This window comes from Mastigocoleus testarum BC008 (assembly GCF_001456025.1).
Classification (GTDB): domain Bacteria; phylum Cyanobacteriota; class Cyanobacteriia; order Cyanobacteriales; family Nostocaceae; genus Mastigocoleus; species Mastigocoleus testarum.
The window spans coordinates 1-23,793 of sequence record NZ_LMTZ01000090.1; the positions used below are offsets into that span (position 1 = coordinate 1).

Below are 23,793 nucleotides of genomic sequence, written 5' to 3' on the forward strand. Positions count from 1 at the left end.
AACAACTCGAGAATTTTGGAACACTGCGAGAAGCCATGGAGCATGTCTTGACTTTAGCGTCCTAGCTAACCTGGCGGTTGCTATAAATAGTATAAGTTTTGGAGATAAGATTTTAATGAGCAATTTTTACCAATACCAAATTATTGCCAAGACAGGAGATGAAGGTATAGAAGATTTAGGTAATAGAACTTCAATAAATGATGAAGGTGTAGTTGCTTTCACAGGTGACTTGGATGATAGTGTTTTTGGAGGAAATGCTGTTTTTGTAGGAGATGGTTCCTCATTAACCGATATTGCTCCCGCTTCAGTTCTTTCTAGCCGCAGATTTGGGACAGCGATACAAATTAATAATGCTGGTCAAGTAGTTGCTGCTTGGACCCAAAGCAATGGTATATCAGCAATAAGACTTTTTGAGAGTAACAGTATCAATACTTTTGAAACAATAGCTACTGGTGGTGGCTCTCAATCTGGATTTAACTATCCTTTTGATTATTTCTCAATATTACCGCTTACCAGTGTTAATAATTCTGGTGAAAGCGTTTTCCCTGTTTTTGATGAAGAATTTAGTTTTGACCCCATTGTAGGAGCTTCTTTCGGTCTGGGTGATGATTTACTAGTTACTGCACCGAAACCCCCCACCGATGATTTCAATACGTTATCGCTCCCAGTAAATCCGGTAACTTTAAGACCAATGATTGCTGATAATGGCAATGTTATTGTTAAATTAGGGAATGAAGATAATTCTCCAATTATTTTATATGATAACGATTTTAATGACGCTGAAGGAATCGCTGGTTCTAGTCAGTATAGTGAGATAGGTCGAAGTCCTGGAATTAGCGATGATGGTCAGATTGTAGTCTTTGCTGGCGATCGCGGTAATGGTTCGGGAATCTTTGCGAGTATAGATACTGGTTCTAGACGCGAACTAATTACAATAGCAGGAGAGAACAGTTCTCGCAATCCCTTGCAACTGGGATATGGAGATTTAAATACTCAAACTAGAGATATTCCTGTTATTCAATTTGAATCTTTTGACATCAATAGTAGGATTGGTGTTTCTCATGTTGAAAGTGGCAGAACTGGTATTCTTGATGATACTTTTGTAGTTAGTTTTATCGGCACACCCAATCAAGCTAGTCGTAACAATCCAATAACAGCTAAATCCTTATTATTTTCAGATCAAAAAGCACTTTGGACAGTTAAAGTTACGGTTGATTCTAAACTTGATGGAAGTGAAGGATTTGATTTTAATCAGACAAGTGCTATTCCTGTTGTTCAAGTAGATGATGTAATTAATGGTGCTACTGTTAACGACATTTCCGTTTATGATCCCATAGCTAATGTTGGAATCACAAATTCTTCTCCTGATAGTCATCAAATAGCGTTTTTTGCTAACACAGATGATGGAGAGATGATTATCAAAGCAGAGCATCTTGATACAGATGGGGATGGTTTACTCGACCATTGGGAAGAAAAAGGAATTGATATTGACCGTGATGGGATAATAGATTTAGACCTCAAAGCAATGGGGGCTGATAAGAATAAAAAAGATTTATTCTTGGAAATTGACTGGTTAGCTCCAGATGCAGCTACTAGTCGAGACTTTTCACCTCAAGCACAAGCTCTAGATTTTGTCGTAGATGTATTTAAAGACCAAGACATTACAGTTCACATTGATGCAGGAACTGGTTTAAGTCGAAATATGGGTTCGGGATCTTTAGAAGGTGGTGATCTTATTAGAGAAGCGGGTACTAGAAACCATATTGACTTAGTTTACTTTGATGAAAACTTTCCAGCTTCTGGAGCCGAAGATAAAAATGGTGACGGTTTCGCAGTTTCTCGTTCTTTTGAGAATATCAAAGATAACTTTTTTGGAACAACTACCAAAAGAGCAAGGGAATTAGCTTTTCGTTATGCCGTATTTGCTGACTATTCTGATTTAAATGGATCTAGTGGTATAGCTGAATTACAAGAAATAGATCCAGATAGTGGAGATTTTCGCTCGATCCCTGGTAACGATTTAATTGTGTCTTTACAAGGTTTACGTAACGTCACAGATTTTATAGGTTCTTTTCCTGAAAGTATTGCGATACCTGCTGGTTTTTTACAAGGACAAACCTTAATTCACGAACTTGGTCATACATTAGGTTTACGTCATGGAGGCAAAGATAATAAGACAACTCCTCCTATTTTTCTAGAAGGAGATACTACTATCGCTGCGGAAAAAAGTAGCTATAAAAGTGTCATGAATTATTTATATCAACTTTACCCAGATACTTTTACCACTACCCCAACTCTAATCAGAGATTATTCCGATGGTTCTCCTTTTGATGACTGGAGAAATATAAAGTTAGGTTTTGCTGATTATTTCACTACTTTAGGCAATAGTTATGGAATATTTAGTTTAGCTGGTACTACTGCGAACTCAACAGAAGAAGAATTAACCATAGATGATATTGAACAAATATTCGGTCCTGATGCTTTAGACAACCAAGTTCCTGTAATCACCACAATTTCCGCACCTGCTAACATCAGAATTGGTAATTTTATAGATATTGATGTAACAGCAACTGATAATATTGATATTCAGTCCGTAGGTATATCCTTTGATATTAATGGTGATGGAGATGTTGATGATTCCGGAGAAACAGTTACAGCAACTCAAGTAAGTGCTGACCAATATCAAGCTACTTTTACAAATATCACCGGAACTGCTGGGTCAAGAACCGCTACTATTACTGCAACTGATTTAGCTAACTTTACAACTATTGGTACCGCTACGGTTAATGTAAATAGTGAATCTATCAATACCTCACCCCAAGCCGTAAATGACTTAGCTACCACCAACGAAGATACAGCAGTAGAAATAGACGTACTAGCCAATGACACCGATGCAGACGGCAATCCCCTCACCCCAAGCATCGCCGAAACACCGAGCAACGGTAGCGCAACTATCAACGATAACGGCACCCCAACCGACCCCACTGATGATACAATAACTTATACTCCCAACGTCAACTTCAACGGTAATGATAGTTTTACCTACACTGTCAGTGATGGCACTGATACAACCAACGCCACTGTAGATATTACGGTCAATCCTGTTAATGACTTACCTGTAGCCACAGATGACACAGCCGAAACCAATCAAGATCAACCTCTGACCATCCTCTCCAGCCAGTTATTAGAAAATGACAGTGATGTTGATGGCGACTCCTTAACAATTACCGAGGTGGACAATTCTACCAATGGTAGTGTAGAACTGGATACAGATGGTAATGTTTTATTTACCCCAGAACCCAACTTCAGTGGGTTAGCTAGTTTTGAATATACTGTCAGTGATGGCACTGATACGACCAACGCCACTGTAGATATTACCGTAAATCCCAGCAACGATGACAATATCATTAATGGTACTGCAGGTAGAGACTCCTTATTGGGAACAGATGGTAATGACATCATTACTGGCTTCCAAGGTGCAGACAGAATTACCACCGGAGGAGGTCAAGACCAAATCGTTTACACCAGTATTGTAGATGCAGGTGATGCGATCGCTGACTTTGACGCGCTTAATGATGTCCTTGATCTTAAAGGTGTTCTCCAGAGTGTCGGTTTCAACGGTTCCAATGCAATTGATGATGGTTATGTCCAACTCGTTTCCTATGGAACTAGAGGAACTTCCTTACAAATAGATGCAGACGGAATAGATGGTTCTGCAGCTTTCAGACCATATCTATTTTTACAGGATGTTTCCGTAGCAGAACTCAATGAAAATCCTGATAGTTTGATATTTGGTTAATTAACTGAAATTGAGGCGATGGTTTCCCCATCGCTCCACATTTAAGACTGCTATTTTTCAAATCAACAATCTTCAAATCAATAATCTTTAGATTAAAAGATTTTTAGATTCAACATTTCCAAATTTAAAAATTTTCAAGCTCAAAATTTTTTAAAACTCAAAAATTATACACATTCAAAGTTTAAGGAAAAGATCGTGAAAAATACTTTACAAAAATTTGCCCTTGCAACTGCTAGCTTAGTTCTTAGCCTTGCTATTGTTGATGCACGTCCTGCTGAAGCTGTTAATTTTAACTTTGAAGGCGAAATCGATTCTGGTGCTTTATCTGGGGAAAGATTTCAGGGTTCTTTTAGTTATGATGAATCATTGGTGAGCGGAACTGGCGATTTTTTCTTTCAAGAATACATCCCTGTTGCTAACCTTGAATTTGATTTTCTCGGTAGTACTTTTACTAAAGCCAATGATGTTTATGGTGGACCAGAAGTCGCTTTTATTGGTAATGACCTAGCAGGATTAAGCTTTAATGTTAATAATGCAACTGCTGGTAGCGTTCAATTAAATTTTTCCTTTGTTCCTGGCTTTACTGATATTTCTGAATCATACTTTACCTATGCGCCCACGAATGCAAATGGTGGGGCTGGTTCAGTGACCTTTGCACAACAAGATAATGTACCTCAACCTGTACCCGAACCCGTGACAATTTTGGGTGCTGCAGTTGCGCTGGGAGTTGCTGCTTTATCTAAAAAGGAAAATGTGAGAATAACAAATAAATAACAGTGCGACTAAATTTGCTATGCTGTTTTTGATTTAGGAATTATGCAAATTCAATGTAATCAAGACTTACGCACGGATAACGCAATTACAGTCATTGCAACACAAACAAGGTTAGCATTTACCTTAAGGCACGGCTCAGCTTTTACGCAAGGAAATAGCATTCACCTTCTTGTGCGGTTGATCTCAAAACATTAAAAACTAAACTAGTAACGAGTGTATAAGTCCTAGTAATATCACAATCGTAAATCATTTCATAAAAAATATATCTTTGTAGAGACGTAGCAATGCTACGTCTCTTATTGATTTATCTTTTCACAAATCATATATCCATTCTTACCAGAACTAATCTATCTATTATTTACCCAACTCGTTGTTAAATAACTAGCTGAATATTTCTGAACCACCATTTTAAGCTTGTCACTCCACCTACGTAAAAATAACTTGAATTCAAACGCGTACTTTATAAATTTTATATCTAAAAAAATTAATAATTGGTAGTGAAATCATTATGGTAAAAGACATTAGCTAAATTTAGTTTAAAAATTATAATTTAATGTTTGTGTAAATGTCCGTAGAAATCCTGGCACCTCAAAAAAAACGCGCTTATCGTGATTATTACGAGTAGAGAAAATACTGAATCAAAGCTCTCTATAAGTTCTTGAGAATCGATATTAGGTTTTACCCAATAATGTAGCTCAAAGTATCCTTATACAATTTTTGTTTCAAGCTAAATAAAATAAGCTAAATAAAAAAATTAGATACTCTACAGAGTTGGGTAAATCTTTCTCCTTCGAGATAGAAATAGATTAAAAAAACATTTTAAAAGACCACAAATAATAAATTAATTTATTGGATTTTAATATGCATAGTTTAATTAAAAACTTTTCAAAAATCTTATTAGGTACAGTACTATCTGTAAGCTTTACTGGAATATTAAATCCGTCACAAGCTCTTGCTGAAAGTAAAATCAAAAGTATTACTCCAGCCCCCAAAAATGCATCCGTAAGTCCAGATACATATAATGTTTATCTCGATGCAAATGACCCTCTTTCTGTAGACATACAAGTAAAAATACCCACGAAGCCAATAAAGCTTGATTTATTTTTACTAGAAGATGTTTCTGGTTCATTTGTCGATGATTTAAAAAATATCCAAAACTTAGTACCTAGTCTAGTTGATTCCGTTAAAGGTACAGTTTCAGATGCACAATTTGGAGTCGGTTCTTTTATTGACAAACCTATCAGTCCATTTGGAAGTTCAAGTAGTTTTGTCTACAAAACAGATCTTGGTTTAACTAGCGATGTAACAAAATTACAAACAACTGTTAATAATCTCTTTGCAAAAGGAGGGAGTGACTTTCCTGAGTCACAGCTAGAAGCGTTGTTGCAGGCTGCTGTACGCGGTGAAAATGAAATTGGCTTCCGCGAAGACGCATTTAAAGTTGTTGTTCTCTCAACTGATGCACAGTTTCATAAAGCAGGGGATCATCCTTCAGTACCTGCAAACAACGGTGATGCTATTCTTGATGGAAATAAACCAGGAACCGGAGAAGATTATCCTGCAATTGAGCAAGTTAAGCAAAAATTAGAAGATGCAAATATAATTCCTATTTTTGCAGTCACGAAAAATGTACGCTCCGATTATGAAAATCTAGTAAATAATTTTGGGTTTGGTTCAGTAGTAGAATTAAGTCCTGACAGCAGTAACTTGATTAATGCAATTAATTTAGGCTTAAGCGATGTTTTCAAAGATATTACTCTCGATGTCGTTGGTGATGACTTTGGTTATGTTGCAAACACTCAACCACGTATATTTCCTAATGTTCCAGCAGGTGAAAGTCGTACTTTCAACGTTACTTTGTTAGCAGATGGGATAAATGATAAAGACGACTCTTTAAGTCTTGTTGCTCCTGGTTTTGGTCGAGTAGACATTAATGTTGATGTGAAATATTCAAAAAATCCAATTCAGTCAGTCCCCGAACCAACTACAATCTTTGGTTTGCTAGTAGTGTGTGCATTCGGTCTAACTGGTCAATCAAGTTTAACTTCAAATCTCAAGAAATCTACAAGTCTAAAAAATTCTAAATCTCTACACTAAATTTTAGAGATTTTCCAAATCAAAAAGTATTGAACCTAAAAAAGGCATATCAGAGGTCGAAACTTCTATGAGCGGTAGCGAAACAATAAATCGCTACCGCTTTTTTTAATGAACGCGCAATATCGAATTTATCCTTTTTGATTGATTCGAGTAGAGAGCATCAAAAACATTCTCTAAGCAATATATGCAAATTCATCTTCAGATACTTCCTCGAAATTATCGATTAAATCTAAAGTTTGTTCAAAAGCTAACTCTTGTCCTTGTTTAGCAAAGTATGCAGCACCTATTTGCAAGTTCTTGATCGCTGCTTGTTGCTCGCCAAGATGATAGTAAGCTACACCTCTATTAACATAAGCATTTGCATCATTTGGCTGTAGTTCGATTACATTTGTAAAGTCTTGTATGGCTTTGTGAAAATAGCCATTATTAGAACAAACACAGCCCCTATTAAAATAAGCTTTGTAGTGATTTGCGTTGTGGCGAATTGCGAGAGAAAAATCAATCAATGCTGCAGGAGTATTTTGTAACTCTAAATTCATTAAACCTCGGTCATTATAAATCTCTGCAATTGATGAACTCAGGGTCTGAGGAACTTGACTTAAAGCACGGTTATAATCAATAATTGCTATCTGATAATAGCCTAAAGCAGAAGTTGCTAGAGCTCGATTATAGTAAGCACGAAAATCATAGGGTTTAATTTTGATAGCCCTGTTATCGTCTGCGATCGCAGCTTCAAAATCTCCTTCTCGGTAGTGAGCTAACCCGCGATTTAGCAAAGCCTCTGTATTTTTAGGATTTAAGGTTATAGCTTTAGTACAGTCTTGAATTGCAGTTGGATAATTTTCTATTTGAAGGTTAGCAAGACAAAGATTGCTATAAGCTGGTGCAAAATCTTCCTTTAACTTAGTAACCTTAAGAAAATTATCGATTGCTCCCCGATAATCACCTCTTTGTATATACTCGATACCTAACCCAAATAAATTATCTGCTTTCGTTCTCTCATCTGAGACCGCTAATGAAGAGTTTGGAAAGCTGAGAAAAATACCCAAACACAAGCAAACAACCAACACACTTAAAATCAACAAATCTAAAATCAAGCCGTAGCAGCGATTAAGCATATGTTTAAGTTGTTGAGACTGGAATATTAACTAGAATACTTATTCTAATGTATTTTTTTACACTACGGTTTTACACTAAAATAAATTGTAGAGCAGGTTACTTGCCCACTCTACAATTTTAGGAAATAACGATTATTTAGTCTTAGCTCCAGCCTTTAGCTGATTTATCCAAGACGTAGGTCGCTACATCTTCGATTTGTTGAGGGGTCAAGCGACCTTTAAATGCTGGCATTGCATTTTTACCGTTGTTTACTTGGTATGTGATTTTTTCAATAGAGTTCATACCATATTTCTCCAAGGCATCCGATTTTAATGTTTTAGCACCGTTAACTACATTATTACCGCCCATATGACAAGCGTTGCAGTTAGCTGCGAAAATTTTTGCTCCACTTGCAGCATCACCCGCCAAAGCTGGAGGACAAAATGCAAAACTTAAAATCGCTATACCCGCGATCAAAATAGAAAGAACTTTTTTCATTCAGTGTTTCCTCTGCCTAAAAGGATGACTCGGTTAAATGTCCCTTTCAATTCTCAAAAACGAAACAGCAGTCGTCAAATGACAATTCGTCATACTTATCGTTTTGTTAATTTTTGTCCTTAATGCCCCGTTTTTTGTTAATTTTTATGAACTCAGAACTTAATGAATGATGCCGATAAAAGTAAATATTGACTGTTAATTGTCAATTGCTAACTATTAACTGATAAATGATTGTCAGCTAATTTAGTTAGTTTTTCTCCGGTAACTCTACAGATTCGCCAATCATCGAGAATTGATGCTCCCATGGCACGATAAAATTTTTGGGCAGGTTCATTCCAATCTAAAACGCTCCATTCTAAACGCCCACAGTCCCGTTTTAAGGCTATTTGCGCTAGCTTAATAAGAAGTGCTTTACCAATCCCCTGACGTCGGTAATCAGGTAAAACAAACAAGTCTTCTAGGTAAATTCCTGGCTTAGTCAGAAATGTTGAATAATTGTGAAAAAATAAGGCAAACCCTACAATATCGCTGAGACTTTCTGCTACTATTGCCTCAATATACTGAGGTTCTGCAAACAGATGCTGTCTAAGAAGATTTACATTGCCACTAACAGCATTAGGTAGTTTTTCATATTCAGCTAACGCCTTTATCAAATTAAATAGCGCATCACAATCTTCTGCTTGAGCTAATCGCAAGCTAAATTTACTCTGCAGAGCCATTTGTTAATTATTCGTTAAGATAGAGCTATTGGCTATTAGTTCATAAATTTTGCTCTACAGTCAACCACCTTCAAGCTGAATACATTTCAGAAATTCCAGCTTATAGCTAAAAAATATCTTCCATCTTCCAGGATAAATATCTTCTAGCTTCAAGCTAAATATATTCCAATGAAATATCTTCAAACTAGAACTGCATCATATCGCAGTACGTAATAAGTTTAGGACATTTGTAAATTCCAAAAGTTATAACTTGTAAGCTTTTGGTCGCAATCGGCGCGTTCTGTTATGTCCTACGGAAACGCCATGCTAATGACTTGCGCGTAGCGCTATATCAGCCAACCCTTTAGGCGTTTAGCAATGTGGGGACGACGTAATTTGCGCATGGCTTTACTTTGAATCTGACGTACTCTTTCCCGGGATAAATTAAAGATGTTTCCTACTTCCTCCAGGGTGCAAGGTTCGCTAGTTGTTAAACCATAGCGTAAAGAAATAACATCTTTCTCTCTTGGTGTTAGTACGTCACTCAATACCTCCCAAATCTCCTGACGCATCATTCCTTCATTCATTTTTGCTTCTGGAGATTGGTTATCTTCGTCTTCCAATAAATCCATCAGTTCCGTATCTTCTTCTTTACCAACACGATGGTTTAAAGAAAGTGCTTGACGTCTTAATTGTTGTAATTGTCGCAGTTGTGGAGCAGGAATATCTAAACATTCTGCCATCTCCACCTCCGTGGGATTGCGACCTAATTGTTGCTTGAGTTCTCGTTGAGCTTTTTTAAGTTTATTGAGTTTTTCAACAATATGAATTGGTAAACGAATAGTACGAGCATCATTAGCGATCGCTCGGGTAATTGCTTGTCTAATCCACCAATAAGCATAGGTAGAAAACTTATAACCTTTATCTGGGTCAAACTTCTCTGTTGCGCGATTTAATCCCATTGCTCCTTCTTGAATTAAATCGAGAAATGGTACTCCTCGGTTTAAATATCTTTTCGCAATAGATACAACCAAACGCAAATTTGAACGAATCATTTTACGTTTAGCTACTCGACCTTGATATAGGCGATTTTCTAGTTGTTTCCCACTCATTTCTAACCGAGCAGCAACTTTTTCTCTACTAGGTTGATTACCTAATTCTTCTTGCAATGAAGCTTGTGCATTTCTAAATTCTTCTAAAAATTGAACCCTTCGCGCTAACTCTACTTCTTCATCAGCTTTAAGTAGGGGATAACGCGCCATTTCTTTAAAAAAAGCTCCGACAGCATCATCATTATCGGTCTTATTATATCCAGAAGCACGTGCCGCTCCCATTTCATCTGCATTACGTACTTCTGCTTCAAGATTTTCAGTAATGACAAAATCTTCTTCTGCTACTGTCTCTAAATTATTGAAAACCTTTTCTTGACTCTCAGCAGCATTTTTCATGATTTCTACGCTTTCTAATTCAGAATTGCTATTTTCCTTTAGGGATCGTTGCTTTATCTGATACATAATTTAATTACAGCCGCTAATGGTTCTCTACATCGGTTATTTTTTCCCTAAAAGACACATGCGCCTTTGTTGATAGCAAAAACAGCAGATGCTATTAATTTATCATTCTTTGGGATATGATTTTATGTCTATTATCCCGCTTTATTTCTTTGCTTTATGAGTTTGAGCTACCAAGGAGTTATTCAAATCATTTGTTACATAAAGATACAAGAACTTTGACTGAGTTTGAAGTTTTGATTATTTAGACAACTACAATATTTATTGCAAATTCTTATTCAATAAATGGAGATAGTTGAATATGTTAAACCTCCTTATATTTCTTTTGCCAACTAATAAATATGAATAAATTCGCTCAAGTTTCTCAACAATCAGGAAATATGTTGATTTTTATGCTTATTTGTTGATATTCATGAAATTATTCACCATGTCAGGGGTAAACAACTTGATTGCGTAATGGTTTGTGCTGTTTTGCTCTAATAAAAATTTTGAATGTTTAGCAGAGTATTTTCTCTAAACTAATACAGGTGAAATCATCGCATATCCTTTTGAGGCTGAATATCTATCAACAGGAGTATAAACGATATAAAATTAGCGAGTTATTATCCAATCTTTTTGTTATCTAGTAACTCTTTCACAACGATACCAATTTATCTTGATTCCCTATTTGTTCTATGGATTACATAAAATGAAATTTATCAAGTATTATGTCTCATGAAAGTATTGGTAAATACAAATTTTGAGAGATAAAGTAAACAGCTACAGTTTAATGAAAAATATTGATTTTGACAAATAAATATCAGAAAAATATCTATTCATATAATTCAGAAACTATGTATATTCAAGATACTACTTTGTCCTCAAAGGTTGTTGCCCAAAATAGTGAAGATTACAAAATAGATCGAGGAAAGAATGAATGGGTTGAAGTATTAGTTGACTGTCCTGGGGCAATGGGAATATTTACTTATAGATTGCCGTCACATTTGCAGGTAAAAGCAGGAGATATTCTTAGCGTCCCATTTGGAACGCAAATAGTTGGAGGTATCGCCGTTCGCTTGCTTTTTATGCCGAATATAGATTTACCAAAAGAAAAAATTCGGAATATTGAAGATATTGTCAGCGTTGGTTTTTTTCCAAAATTTTATTGGCAGCTTTTAAACCGAGTTGCAGCATACTACTATACTCCTTTAATTCAGGTCATTCGTGTTTCTTTACCCCCTGGTTTGCTGGGGCGATCGCAACGAAGAATTAGGTTAATTAGAAAACAAAAAAAAGTTGATCTGGAACAAGTTAATCTAGAAATAATAAATCCAGAAACAATAAACCAAAAACGGGTTAATTTAGAAAGAATCAATCCAAAACAAGTTAGCTGGGAACAGAAAACGGAAAATTCTCATTTAGATAGTTCTAACTCCAACGAACAAGAGTTGTTATTATCTGATATTCTTCCATTTTTATCCCTACCAGCACAGAAAATTTTGCAACTTTTACAAGCACAAACTGCAGGAGATTACAGTTTTGTGTATTTACAACGTCAGGTAAGGGGAGCATCTCGTGGAGTGAAGGAGTTGATTAGACGTGGCTTAGTCGAAAGTTATCTGGAACCACCGCGACTGGCTCGCCCAAAGTTACAAAAAGCGGTAATACTGATTAACGATCTGTCAGAAAATGAGTTGACTTCCCGTCAGCAAGAAATTTTGGCTGTTTTGCGCCGACGTGGGGGTGAGTTATGGCAAACTGAACTATTGCAGGCTTGTCACACCAGTACCTCTACCCTGAAAAAATTAGCCCAGAAGGGCTGTATTCTAATTGAAGAGCGAGAAAGACTAAGAACAGAGCATTCTCCTCAAACAGGAGAAGATTTAACCGGAGAACAAGTAAAATCTCTGACGCCTGCACAATCAACAGCATTAGCAACCATTCAAGAACTGAATGGTTATGCAAAAGTACTTTTGCATGGGGTGACAGGTTCGGGAAAAACAGAAGTCTATTTACAGGCGATCGCACCTTTGTTAGTAGAAGGTAAATCGGCTTTGGTTTTGGTTCCAGAAATTGGACTTACTCCCCAACTAACCGATCGCTTTCGCGCTCGTTTTGGAAATAAAGTTTTTGTTTATCACAGCGCTTTATCTGAAGGTGAGCGTTATGACACTTGGCGACAGATGTTAACTGGTGAGCCTAGTGTAGTAATTGGAACCCGGAGTGCAGTGTTTGCACCTTTACCTAATTTGGGTTTAATAATTTTAGATGAAGAACATGATTCGTCATTTAAACAAGATAGTCCCGCTCCGACTTACCATGCTCGCGTTGTTGCTCAATGGCGTGCAGAATTGGAGGGTTTTCCTTTAGTTTTAGGTTCTGCAACTCCTTCCTTGGAAAGTTTGATTAGTGCAATTGGGGAGCAAGGAGATTGGAAGCAAGGCAATAATAAGACTCATTACCTAAGTTTGCCCAAACGCGTTTATTCCCGTCCCCTACCGCCAATCAAAATAGTGGATATGCGTTTGGAACTGCAACAGGGAAACAGATCTATCTTTAGTAAACCTCTCAAGGCTGCGTTACTAAATTTACAAGAAAAACGCCAACAGGGAATTTTATTCATTCATCGTCGGGGACACAGCACATTTGTTTCTTGTCGTAGTTGTGGATATGTTTTAGATTGTCCTAACTGCGATGTGTCCTTGTCTTATCACCATACCGAACCAGGTGCACAAAAACTATTACGCTGTCATTACTGTAATTATGGCTGTGCTCATCCTCCTAATTGTCCTGAATGCGGTTCTCCCTACTTAAAATTTTTTGGTAGCGGAACCCAAAAAGTTGCACAGGAATTATCTAGACAATTTCCTGAACTACGGTTTATTCGTTTCGATAGCGATACTACCAGGAGAAAAGGGGCACATCGCCAGCTTTTGAGTAAGTTTGCTAACGGCGAAGCAGAATTGTTGATCGGGACTCAAATGTTAACTAAAGGTTTAGATTTACCGCAAGTTACCTTGGTGGGTGTTGTGGCTGCCGATGGTCTGTTACACTTATCTGACTATCGAGCTAGCGAACGGGCATTTCAAACTTTAACTCAAGTTGCAGGACGTGCGGGTAGGGGTGAAGATCCCGGTCAAGTAATTATTCAAACCTATAATCCGGACCACCAGGTAATTGAAGCCGTACAAAACCATGATTATCAATCTTTTACCAATACTGAATTAGAGCAACGTCAAGTACTTAATTATCCACCCTACGGACGCTTAATTTTATTGCGCTTGAGTAGTCCTGAAGAGATTCAAGTACAAAAAACCGCCCAAGCGATCGCTGCAGTTTTAAAATCTGGAAGTGGATTTGATGTATTAGGTCCAGCACCAGCAAATGTTTTACGGGTTGCAAATCGTTTTCGCTGGCAGATTTTAATTAAATTTGCTCCTGATGCTTTACCTCAGTTACCTAACTGGGAAGAAATTCGTCAACTGTGTCCCCAGATAGTAAGTTTAACAATTGATGTCGATCCTTTGAACATGATGTAGCCTGTTAACAGTGGGGACATAGCATGCTACGCCCCTACAGATGTTTTTAGGTTGAAAATAAGTCATATTTAATACCTGTACCTCTGCATCTAGCAAGTGAGGTACAGCAAGCTATATCTCAACCCTGTAGTACTATTACTTGGTCAACTTTAGGAGTCATAGCAATAAATGCTGTGTGGTTACAACTGGGGCATTGTACCCTGTGTTCTATTGGTTCGCTACCATCGTGGTGAGTTTGAATTAAAAGTGGTACGTCACATTTGTAGCATTGGGTGAAAATTCGCGGTTTATCGGTGTTACAGTCCACAAATTTCATGGGCTGGAATTTTGGCTTCCTGGGCTCTCTTTTAGTAGGTCTACTGGGTCTACTAGGTCTGCTGGGCTTGGAATAGCCTTCTGCTTGTGTTGGTGCGTCCATTAATTTCTCCTCACTTTGGGTTTGTTTGTAGCCTATCAAGCTTTCTTGGCGGTTCACAGATAGATTTAAAATTTTTCAAATACTTAAATCGAAATTATATTCACTCCATCAACCATAGTATATACAAACCTAATAGTTCGCTTTCCCCATAAATAAATAAGAGTTATCAAATAAATTACATCAATTAATCAATAGCTTAAGATTCAATTAGTATCAAATTGCATCCACGGTAATACGTATCAAAAGCTTTAAAGTACAACGATTGGGGAAATTAGAAACGTCTATACGCCGCCGGGGTCGTTCATTATTTTTAAAAATATAACGATAATTACCAGTATCCTTTAAGGGGATATAACTCTACACTAATAATTACATATATTATCTTAAGGATTATTTTTTTTGATAGTTATAAATTACAGTAACAGTACTTAATAGTAAAGAAAAAATCGAGTCAACAAAAATATCTGTTGACTCTTTACCGCTTCACTTAATTCCCTTTCAGAAGATGCACCCTAAATAGCAACGAACTTTATCCGTTACCTACGCAAATCTAAGCACGAACGCTAATTGTAATTACCCCAAAAAGCACCTATTTTCTTGCAAGTAATTACCTTTGTTACCAATCAAAATTTATGCCTTATCCGAGTAACTATCCACCGTATTAATACTTAAATGCCAATTAAATCACTGAAAATGATTTTATTTGACGAATTAATAAAAAATTTGACTCAATCTAGGCAAAATGAGAAACCTCTGATTTCAGTTAGAGCTATTACTCAAGATGCAAAAATCACAAATCAGAAATAAAAATAAAAAACAAGATTCAAAAAAATTCAAAAATCAAAATAGATATAAGGTAGGGCACCTTGGGGTGCTAAAATCCAAGCACTCCACAGACATAAAGGTACGAATAATAATTTTAAAGGCCAGTTAATTTGCAGTGTTAAATATCGGTTTAAAATATAAACCAAAACCATCACAATAGCTAAAATTGCTAGTAAGTAAATAAATTGATATTGGGTCATACTTAAAGCTTCGAGGTAGACTTTCTGCAAAAATTGAACATCAGCAGAATGACCCCAAAGTCGCTGAAATACGAGTAGGGAATCTTGTAGGTTTGGTAAACGGAACCAAATCCAAGCAGTAAATACCATCAACTGGGTTAATAACCAAGCAAAGAATACACCTATGGGATGCTGCCAAAATATTCTTAGCAAAGATATGCGATTGCTTACACTATCAGTGAGACGATGAACTACTAAGGCTAAACCGTGATAAGTACCCCACACAACAAAACCTAATGCAGCGCCATGCCAAATTCCAGCGATAACCATAACAATCATCAAGTTGATACAAGTACGCGTTAAACCCTGACGCGAACCACCCAATGGAAAGTATAGATAATTACGTAACCAGCTACCGAGAGTCATATGCCAACGTCGCCAAAAGTTAGCAATGCTGGTACTGAGATAAGGAGCATCAAAGTTTTTGGGCAAATTTAAGCCAAATAATAAAGCGCTACCACGAGCCATATCTACGTAGCCACTAAAATCTAAATATAGTTGCAAACCATAGGCAAGCATCGCCAACCATAAATCTATACTGCCAGCCCTGGGAATATTACCAAAGCACAAATCGACGTAAATAGCTAGATTATCTGCAAATATACCTTTTTTAACAATTCCTCTAGCAATCAACCATAAACCTTCAGCAACAGTTTCAGGGGTAGGAGACTCTAAGTTTTTAAACTGAGAAATAAAATTGTGATAAGGAGTAATTGGTCCAGAAATTAATTTAGCGAAAAAGAATTTATAAGATGCAAAATTAATTAACTCTTCTGTTGCGGGGGCTCCACGATAAACATCAACTAAATAGGCAATACATTCAAAAATAAAAAATGAAAATCCCAGAGGTGCAATAGATTTAAAACTAGAAAAATTTGTTGCAATGGCATTATTTGATTGAAGAAAATTCAGAATTGCCGGTACATATTTAGAACCATAAAGCAACAAAATATTAACGCCGATTCCAAACCAAAGCAATCTAATACGACGACGATTCCAATCAGAATGGGCTATTTGCCATTGCTCGTTAGAGATACGCCAATCTAAGGAATGTTCTCCCGGAGAAGTGTTATAACCAATTGCTTTTCCTAGGCGGAAATTAATAAAAATGAGTGTAAGAAGTAGTGGAATATAATATGGTTGCAAAGATGCATAAAATACTAAACTTGCAACTAATAAAATCCATGTCTGCCATTTCTGTTGTGTTACAGACCAGTAAATACCCAGTATGCTCAACAAGAACAGACCGTATATACCTGAAATAAAATTCATGTTTTAATTATTAAATTAAGATTTCGAGATTTTGTTTTCATTGGGAATGGGTAATTGGTAATGGGTATGCGCCCGCACTGCTAGCGTAGTGTTAGCAAGGTGTGACGCGTAAGCGTCATATGGTAATTGGTAATTGGTAATTGCTATTTCATTACTCCTGACTCCTGACTCCTGACTCCTGACTCCTGACTCCTGACTCCTGACTTCTTAACAAGTATATTCGCTGATATTACAAGTTATTTTCTTGGCCAAGGAATCATCGGGTCTACTGCAAGCTTTTTGGAAACTTTATAAGCACCATAACGGTTCAGGTGAGAGGGATCGGAGAAGTAATCGTTTTTCTCTGGCCAAAGTTCCGTTAAATCTCGAAAAATAAAATTATTGTTTACTTTTGATATATTTGAAATATATTGTCGAAAATCCTCTTCATATTTACTACGTATAGGGTCTAAGTAATCAGTAGTTAAAGGCATGTTAATAAATACCACAGGTACCTTACGTAAAGCAGTATATTTCAACATTCTTTGCAAAGCGATATCTTGTTCTCCCATTAGCCGAAAATTATTGTAGTCCCTGTCATAGCTACCAGTAACCTTGGGGTGATTTTGATAGTAAGTTTCTGGCTTGAAACGAACTGATAAAGCCAAAAAGCCATCAAAATCAACTGCTGGGATTTTAGTATCTTGCTCTGGATAATTTCCTGGATGTTTTGAAAAATTACTAATTGCTGGTATTTTTTTGAGTTGTTGATTCAACAATCCTTTAAATTGTTCCCTTTGAGGATAGGTCGCAGACAATGCTGCAATGCTTCTATTTAAGCGTTTATTGAATGCCTGATATATGTTTTGATTGTCACTTGGATTTTTCTGATCTAGCTCTTGTCCTAATATTTGGGATGTTTGGGAATTTTTACTATTCTCTTCGCTAGCCTGAATAACCTGTTGATAGCCCTCAGATGCTGCAATTGTTTCAAAGGTTTGGTCTGGTCTACCACTATTAAACGCACGTACTCCATCAGCCCAAATAATAATTTTTGGTAATTCTGATGCTTTAAGCACATGAACTACGAGTAATTCTATTATCTGGACTGTAGCTCCATTAATTCCAAAATTAAATACATCAAGGTCTTGATAACCTTCAGATGCTAAAGCTTTAGATAAGGCGACCGGGTCTACACCTCTGAGAGCCCGAGAAGAACCAACAATTAATACATCTGGGGGACCACTTTTTGCTAAACGCTGCTTGTAAAGTGCCAATTGCTCGTCCAACTGGCGAGAATTAAATGTTGGTATTTGCGATCGTGCAGCCAAAAGAATTGCTGTTGAATTTGCTTTTTTTTGTTCTTCAGCTATTTTTTTCCCTGCTTGAGTAAATCCATTGTGGTTAAAAGCGTCACTATTACTTGAATTTGTTTTACCTTTGATTGGATTAGCTGCAATAGCACTTTCTTCTACCAATTCATATCTATTCGCAGACACCTTCGATTGTTGGGCTTGACTGTAATCCGCGATTGCTTTCCCTAGTGCCCAATCCAACTGCAGGCTCAGTAAAATCCCAATAGCACCCCAGATCCCTGCTAATAATACCTTTTGAGTATCTGTACTTGTTTGAGGAGCAGAGTCTTTTTCAATGAACAGTTGAGTTGACAATAAAAACTTTCGGAATGTTGTGCCCCATTTTTGGGTTTGCGTACCAATAAAAGTTTGAACTTCTTCGATGCTTAAATCGGGACGTAGAATTGGTTCGCTATCTGGGGATGGTAATAAGTCTTGGACAAAACTAGAAGTTGCGGCAAATTCCGGAGGCGCTTCTGGTACTGTACTCTGACGGGGCTGAAAATCAATTCCAAATTGCCAAAATGGTTTTTTGTTACCCGCACGGCGACCGTATATCCGCGCTCCCGTTACACCTTGAACCTGCAACTTATGAATAAATTCAATTACTGTGTTGGCAATTTTTTTACGGGTGGGACAAATCGGTGCATCACACATTACGTGCAGTAAATCTTCTTTACGCAACAGCATCACCCGAATACCTCCCGTTGCTAGACGGTTGTCCAGATCGGGGTTTAACAAGCGTTCGAGCAAAAATAGTAGCGCTGATTCATCACCAGATTTTGCTAATTTTAAAACAGAAATATTTAAAGCTTGATGATCCGCTGCAGGAAGAGATATCCAATCAATCCAAGTTGGTTCGCACTTAACAGTTTTTTGTCCGTAGATCGTAGCCGCTGAAATTCCTTGGGGTGCGAGAATTTCTAATTGGGGAATAATTGCTTCTAAACAGAAATCTTTATCGGGAATTTGGCTTGAAGATGGATCCCTAGGGGTACAAAAAATATGTAAAGTTGATTCTTTAACAGAAGCTTGAACCGAAATTTCCTTATTTAACCAAATTTTTGCCAAACGCGAAATTGCTTCTATATCCCCCCAACGCGCCCATTCCTTGAGCATTACCTCTGGGGGAGTTAAATCAATGCGTAATAACCAATCATGGTTCTTTTCTCCCACAACTCCAGAAGCAATTACAGCATCTTGGTAGTTGGATAAATTTAAATTACGCAGTTTTTGAGCTACTGGTTCTGCAATTAATGATGGGTCGGGGGTATAATGTGATTGACAAAATATCCATAAACGCTGCTTGTTTGCTGCCTCTTTTTCGGTAGTTCTTTGTTTTTTTACCTTGACTTTAACAGCAACTCCTAAAGTACTTAAGGTTTCGCTTAAATAACGAGCAATTGCCGCAGGGTCTCCCTTACGCGCCAAACTCTCATTGGAAATAATTATGGCTCCGCTCGATACTGGTGAATTTTTTTTGTGATTTAGGAGCGCCCGTTCTACTTCTTCAATGTGTTTATCAAGCTGATTTAAAAATACTCGATGACACCATTGGGGTCGTTGTTCTTCCTTGTGACGACCATAGACAAAAACTTGGTAAACTGCTGGCTGATCGTTACTCTTAAGTGCTTCCAAATCGGTTTGCTGCAAAGCTCGGAGTAGATCTGATAAGGTTTTCCACCGTGGAGGACAAATAGGCGCTTCACAAAGAATATGAAGGTCATTTCCCCGCAAGCGGATTTTCACCCCGACAGAGTTAATACCTGTTGCTTGGCTAACCCACTGCGCCAATGCTTTTTGTCTATCTAGTGATACTGTGTTCATGGGTGGTTAACTTTACAGAAGGTTAATATTGGGGGATTGTGCGCGGGACTTGTAAACTAGAACCATAGATTTATCACACTCTCAAGTTTTTTAACACTTTTGTTCTCTTGATCGCTTGCATAATCAATAAAGAAAGTTTTATTCGTCTGCAAGCAGAGCGAATTATGAAATTCGGATTTTACTTAACCCAAAAAATGTCTAGCTAGGTACCGTCATTATGCCTTCTGTTCCCATCGACCCCTCTACAAATGTTGGATTGGACTTTGGTATATTTACCATTCCCCAGTCTCTTGTTTTACAAATTGGCACAGCTTCCATGCTTGCTGCTCTCGTGGCACAAGAAGCTGCTATTCAAACGATGGAAGCTATGGGAGAAGCAAGTGAAGAATTATTCAGGGGCGAACGCCTCCCAATTCTGGACTTTCCCGAGCAAACAGGAAAATGAGTTGTGAGGAAGCAAATACACTTCACAAAATATAATTTGCCAAAAACATACTTTGCAAAATCTACATACTTTGCAAATCATAACTTCGCAAAAATATACTTCGCACAAACACACTTATGAAAAATATTTTTCGCAAAACATACTTAGCGAAAATAATTTAGTGTGATCAAGGTTTTGTGGTCTTCTGCATAACCTTGGCTTGCGAGTTCAGACATTTTCAACAGTAATTGCCTTTACTACAACAGAGGAATGAGTTATCTTTTACACTCTTCTGAGCGGGATGTACACATTGACCCATCATCTGACTTATTTTTACGCCATCGACTCCAAATAGTTGAGGAATTATGGGAGTCCGTGTTACGAGAAGAATGCGGACAAAAGATGGTAGACCTTTTGAAACAACTCCGAGATTTGTGTTCGCCTGAGGGACAAGCAATTGATGGTCAAGCAAGTAGGGTCTCTAAACTGATAGAACAGTTGGGGATCAACGAAGCAATTAGGGCTGCGCGTGCTTTTGCTCTCTATTTTCAGCTGATTAACATCATAGAACAGGACTACGAGCAAAGACAGCAACTAACTCGTTATGAGTCAGAACCAGAAACAACGATCGCAGAAACTTTGCCAAATATAATATCTCCTTCTAGCGATCGCAATGACAATTCTCCCGTTAATAGTGGAGTGGGTTCGGACTTACTAACTAAAAGTTGGTCCGCAAAGCCAAACAAGAAGCAAACCGGAACTTTTGCTTCATTATTTCCCCAACTATTTCAACTTAATGTTCCCCCCGGTCACATCCAAAGGTTAATTAATCAACTAGATGTGCGCTTGGTATTTACTGCTCATCCCACAGAAATCGTTCGCCCGACCATCCGCAATAAACAGCGACGAGTTGTCCAATTGCTACAACAGTTAGACATTGTTGAAAAACGTTATGCAGGTCGAGTCGCTGGGGTATATCCCTGGGAGGTATCAGAATTACGAGATAAGCTATTGGAAGAAATTCGTTTGTGGTGGCGTACAGACGAGTTACGTCAATTCAAACCATCGGTATTAGATGAAGTTGAGTACGCACTGCATTACTTCCAAGAAGTTTTATTTGAGAGCATTCCTGGGTTATACCAAAGATTACAATATGCTTTGAGGGGTACCTTTCCTTGGTTAAAACCACCAAGAAAGAATTTTTGTACCTTTGGTTCTTGGGTAGGTTCTGATCGAGATGGAAACCCATCTGTAACTCCAGAAATTACTTGGCAAACTGCTTGCTACCAACGCGAGATGGTTTTATCCAAGTATATCGATTCTGTAAGAAACCTGATTGAGTTGTTAAGTGTATCGCTACATTGGAGTGATGTCCTTCCAGATTTGCTGGAATCTCTGGAATTAGAGCAATCTCAACTGAGCCAAGTTTACGAAGAATTAGCGCTAAAATATCGCCAAGAACCTTATCGCCTCAAGTTAGCCTATGTTCTCAAACGCTTAGAAAACACTCGCATTCGTAATGTTGCTGTCAGACAAAGAGAAACGCTCAAAGACGACCAAACTCCGGTTTACAATTCAGGAGCGGAATTTTTGGCAGAATTGCTTTTAATTCAACGGAATTTAGCCGAAACAGGTTTAAGTTGTCAGGAGTTAGACAATCTAATTTGTCAAGCTGAAATTTTCGGCTTTAATTTGACCAAATTGGATGTTCGTCAAGAATCAACTCGTCACTCCGATACCATCAACGAAGTTTGCGAATATTTAGGATGTCTGGAACGACCATACAACGAACTTTCGGAAACTGAAAGAGTAAATTGGTTGATCGAAGAACTGAGAACTCGTCGTCCTTTAATTCCTGGAGAACTGCCATTTTCAGAGAAAACCAACGACATCATTCAAACCATGCGTTTGGTGCGATCGCTGCAACAGGAGTTTGGTGAAAATATTTGCCAAACCTACATTATCAGTATGTGTCGTGAAGTGAGTGATGTTTTAGAGGTATTATTATTGGCAAAAGAAGCCGGACTTTATGACCCCGGAACGGCAATCGGTAGCATTCAGGTAGTACCGTTATTTGAAACGGTGGAAGATTTACAACGTTCCTGTACAGTAATGCGGGAATTATTCGAACTACCACTTTACCGCGCCTTACTTGCAGGTGGTTATGTGGCTTTTAAGAAGTTACAAACAGATAATAAACAAGACCATACGCCAATATCCTATGGATTAACCCCAAATTTACAAGAAGTAATGTTGGGGTATTCCGACAGTAATAAAGACTCCGGTTTTCTCAGTAGTAATTGGGAGATCCATAAAGCCCAAAAATCGCTGCAATCCATTGCCGAGGAATATGGTATTGATCTGCGAATTTTCCACGGACGGGGCGGTTCTGTGGGACGAGGTGGCGGTCCAGCCTACGAAGCGATTTTGGCACAACCCGGTCACAGTATTAACGGGCGAATTAAAATTACCGAGCAAGGAGAAGTTTTAGCATCCAAATACTCCTTACAAGATTTAGCGCTGTATAACCTAGAAACCATTACCACCGCAGTCGTTCAAGCCAGTTTATTGCGTACCGGTTTTGACGACATCGAGCCGTGGAACCAAATTATGGAAGAATTAGCAGCGCGATCGCGGTCTCACTATCGTTCTTTGATTTATGAACAACCGGATTTTATTGACTTTTTCCACGAAGTAACTCCAATTGAGGAAATTAGTCAATTACAAATTAGTTCTCGTCCCGCCCGTCGTCCTTCTGGTAATAAAGGTTTGAGCAGTCTGCGAGCAATCCCTTGGGTCTTTAGCTGGACGCAAACCAGGTTCTTACTACCTGCATGGTATGGTATCGGCACAGCATTAAAAGCATTCTTGGATGAAGCACCTGAGGAAAACATGGAATTACTCAGGTATTTTTATATGAAATGGCCTTTCTTCAAGATGGTAATTTCTAAAGCAGAAATGACCTTGGCGAAAGTTGACATTCAAATGGCGCGTCATTACGTAGAAGAACTATCTAAGACTGAAAACAAAGCTCGATTTGATAAGGTATTTGAACAAATCCTCAGAGAATTTCATCTTACAAGGGATCTAGTGTTACAAATTACCGGACATGAAACATTACTTGACGGCGATCCAGTATTGCAACGTTCGGTACAATTGCGTAACGGTACTATTGTTCCCTTAGGCTTTATTCAGGTATCCTTACTCAAACGCCTGCGTCAGTCACGGAACAGTAGTTACACTTCTGGTGTAATTGACTCCCGTTACAGTAAGGGCGAACTACTGCGCGGAGCATTATTAACCATTAATGGTATCGCTGCTGGTATGAGAAATACTGGTTGAGCGGGGGGTTCGACTGGGCATAGCACTGCGTGCCGCCTTGCGGCATATAGGGACTAGGGATTGGCGATTGGTTTGCTAATGTAAGCTACAGTTACAAATATTTCAAATTTTTATCTCCC

At 37.9% G+C, this 23,793-nt stretch carries 13 protein-coding genes; 6 read left to right on the forward strand and 7 right to left on the reverse strand.

All coding sequences use genetic code 11. The annotated features are described in order from the left end of the window. Nucleotides 1–115: 115 nt before the first annotated feature. The 3 genes from BC008_RS17220 (at nt 116) to BC008_RS17230 (ending at nt 6,670) form a co-directional block, all read left to right on the forward strand. A complete protein-coding gene (locus BC008_RS17220; RefSeq protein ID WP_058183757.1) occupies nt 116–3,799 on the forward strand; it encodes a tandem-95 repeat protein in 3,684 nt (1,227 codons plus the stop codon). Between the two features lie 195 nt (nt 3,800–3,994). Beyond that, a complete protein-coding gene (locus BC008_RS17225) occupies nt 3,995–4,573 on the forward strand; it encodes a PEP-CTERM sorting domain-containing protein (protein ID WP_027844245.1) in 579 nt (192 codons plus the stop codon). An 861-nt stretch (nt 4,574–5,434) separates the two neighbouring features. Continuing rightward, on the forward strand, nt 5,435–6,670 hold the full coding sequence (locus BC008_RS17230; RefSeq protein ID WP_027844246.1) for a PEP-CTERM sorting domain-containing protein: 1,236 nt from the start codon (nt 5,435–5,437) through the stop codon (nt 6,668–6,670). A gap of 173 nt (nt 6,671–6,843) precedes the next feature. Here the strand turns inward: BC008_RS17230 and BC008_RS17235 are convergent, their stop codons facing one another. The 4 genes from BC008_RS17235 to BC008_RS17250 form a co-directional block, all read right to left on the reverse strand. After that, complete coding sequence (locus BC008_RS17235; protein ID WP_036266176.1) at nt 6,844–7,788, reverse strand: tetratricopeptide repeat protein; 945 nt, start codon at nt 7,786–7,788, stop codon at nt 6,844–6,846. Between the two features lie 142 nt (nt 7,789–7,930). Then, nucleotides 7,931–8,266, reverse strand: a complete 336-nt coding sequence (petJ, locus tag BC008_RS17240; RefSeq protein WP_027844248.1) for a cytochrome c6 PetJ — start codon at nt 8,264–8,266, stop codon at nt 7,931–7,933. Nucleotides 8,267–8,475: 209 nt separating this feature from the next. Further along, the gene (locus tag BC008_RS17245) at nt 8,476–8,985 is read right to left on the reverse strand and encodes a GNAT family N-acetyltransferase (protein ID WP_027844249.1); all 510 of its coding nucleotides are present in this window, start codon (nt 8,983–8,985) and stop codon (nt 8,476–8,478) included. Between the two features lie 326 nt (nt 8,986–9,311). Further along, complete coding sequence (locus tag BC008_RS17250; protein WP_027844250.1) at nt 9,312–10,478, reverse strand: RpoD/SigA family RNA polymerase sigma factor; 1,167 nt, start codon at nt 10,476–10,478, stop codon at nt 9,312–9,314. A gap of 830 nt (nt 10,479–11,308) precedes the next feature. Between BC008_RS17250 and priA the strand changes: the two genes are divergently transcribed. Beyond that, nucleotides 11,309–13,993, forward strand: a complete 2,685-nt coding sequence (gene priA / locus BC008_RS17255; RefSeq protein ID WP_027844251.1) for a primosomal protein N' — start codon at nt 11,309–11,311, stop codon at nt 13,991–13,993. A gap of 118 nt (nt 13,994–14,111) precedes the next feature. Here the strand turns inward: priA and BC008_RS17260 are convergent, their stop codons facing one another. From BC008_RS17260 to BC008_RS17270, 3 genes are all read right to left on the reverse strand, one after another. Beyond that, nucleotides 14,112–14,411 carry a hypothetical protein gene (locus tag BC008_RS17260; protein ID WP_153009606.1) on the reverse strand — a complete coding sequence of 100 codons (300 nt, stop codon included), beginning with the start codon at nt 14,409–14,411 and terminating at the stop codon, nt 14,112–14,114. A gap of 833 nt (nt 14,412–15,244) precedes the next feature. Continuing rightward, entirely contained in the window at nt 15,245–16,747 is a 1,503-nt protein-coding gene (locus tag BC008_RS17265) for an MBOAT family O-acyltransferase (protein WP_027844252.1), read from the reverse strand. Between the two features lie 236 nt (nt 16,748–16,983). Further along, entirely contained in the window at nt 16,984–19,908 is a 2,925-nt protein-coding gene (locus tag BC008_RS17270; protein ID WP_027845993.1) for a hypothetical protein, read from the reverse strand. A gap of 217 nt (nt 19,909–20,125) precedes the next feature. Here BC008_RS17270 and BC008_RS17275 point away from each other — a divergent pair, with 217 nt between their 5' ends. Then, complete coding sequence (locus BC008_RS17275) at nt 20,126–20,353, forward strand: hypothetical protein (RefSeq protein ID WP_027845992.1); 228 nt, start codon at nt 20,126–20,128, stop codon at nt 20,351–20,353. A 249-nt stretch (nt 20,354–20,602) separates the two neighbouring features. Continuing rightward, the gene (gene ppc / locus BC008_RS17280; RefSeq protein ID WP_027845991.1) at nt 20,603–23,674 is read left to right on the forward strand and encodes a phosphoenolpyruvate carboxylase; all 3,072 of its coding nucleotides are present in this window, start codon (nt 20,603–20,605) and stop codon (nt 23,672–23,674) included. Nucleotides 23,675–23,793 lie beyond the last annotated feature (119 nt).

Excerpts from the sequence above, each read along its gene's own strand:
- BC008_RS17220 (WP_058183757.1), top strand. The coding sequence starts at position 116 with ATGAGCAATTTTTACCAATACCAAATTATTGCCAAGACAGGAGATGAA.
- BC008_RS17230 (WP_027844246.1), top strand. The coding sequence starts at position 5,435 with ATGCATAGTTTAATTAAAAACTTTTCAAAAATCTTATTAGGTACAGTA.
- BC008_RS17235 (WP_036266176.1), bottom strand. The coding sequence starts at position 7,788 with ATGCTTAATCGCTGCTACGGCTTGATTTTAGATTTGTTGATTTTAAGT.
- petJ (WP_027844248.1), bottom strand. The coding sequence starts at position 8,266 with ATGAAAAAAGTTCTTTCTATTTTGATCGCGGGTATAGCGATTTTAAGT.
- BC008_RS17245 (WP_027844249.1), bottom strand. The coding sequence starts at position 8,985 with ATGGCTCTGCAGAGTAAATTTAGCTTGCGATTAGCTCAAGCAGAAGAT.
- BC008_RS17250 (WP_027844250.1), bottom strand. The coding sequence starts at position 10,478 with ATGTATCAGATAAAGCAACGATCCCTAAAGGAAAATAGCAATTCTGAA.
- priA (WP_027844251.1), top strand. The coding sequence starts at position 11,309 with ATGTATATTCAAGATACTACTTTGTCCTCAAAGGTTGTTGCCCAAAAT.
- BC008_RS17260 (WP_153009606.1), bottom strand. The coding sequence starts at position 14,411 with ATGGACGCACCAACACAAGCAGAAGGCTATTCCAAGCCCAGCAGACCT.
- BC008_RS17265 (WP_027844252.1), bottom strand. The coding sequence starts at position 16,747 with ATGAATTTTATTTCAGGTATATACGGTCTGTTCTTGTTGAGCATACTG.
- BC008_RS17270 (WP_027845993.1), bottom strand. The coding sequence starts at position 19,908 with ATGAACACAGTATCACTAGATAGACAAAAAGCATTGGCGCAGTGGGTT.
- BC008_RS17275 (WP_027845992.1), top strand. The coding sequence starts at position 20,126 with ATGCCTTCTGTTCCCATCGACCCCTCTACAAATGTTGGATTGGACTTT.
- ppc (WP_027845991.1), top strand. The coding sequence starts at position 20,603 with ATGAGTTATCTTTTACACTCTTCTGAGCGGGATGTACACATTGACCCA.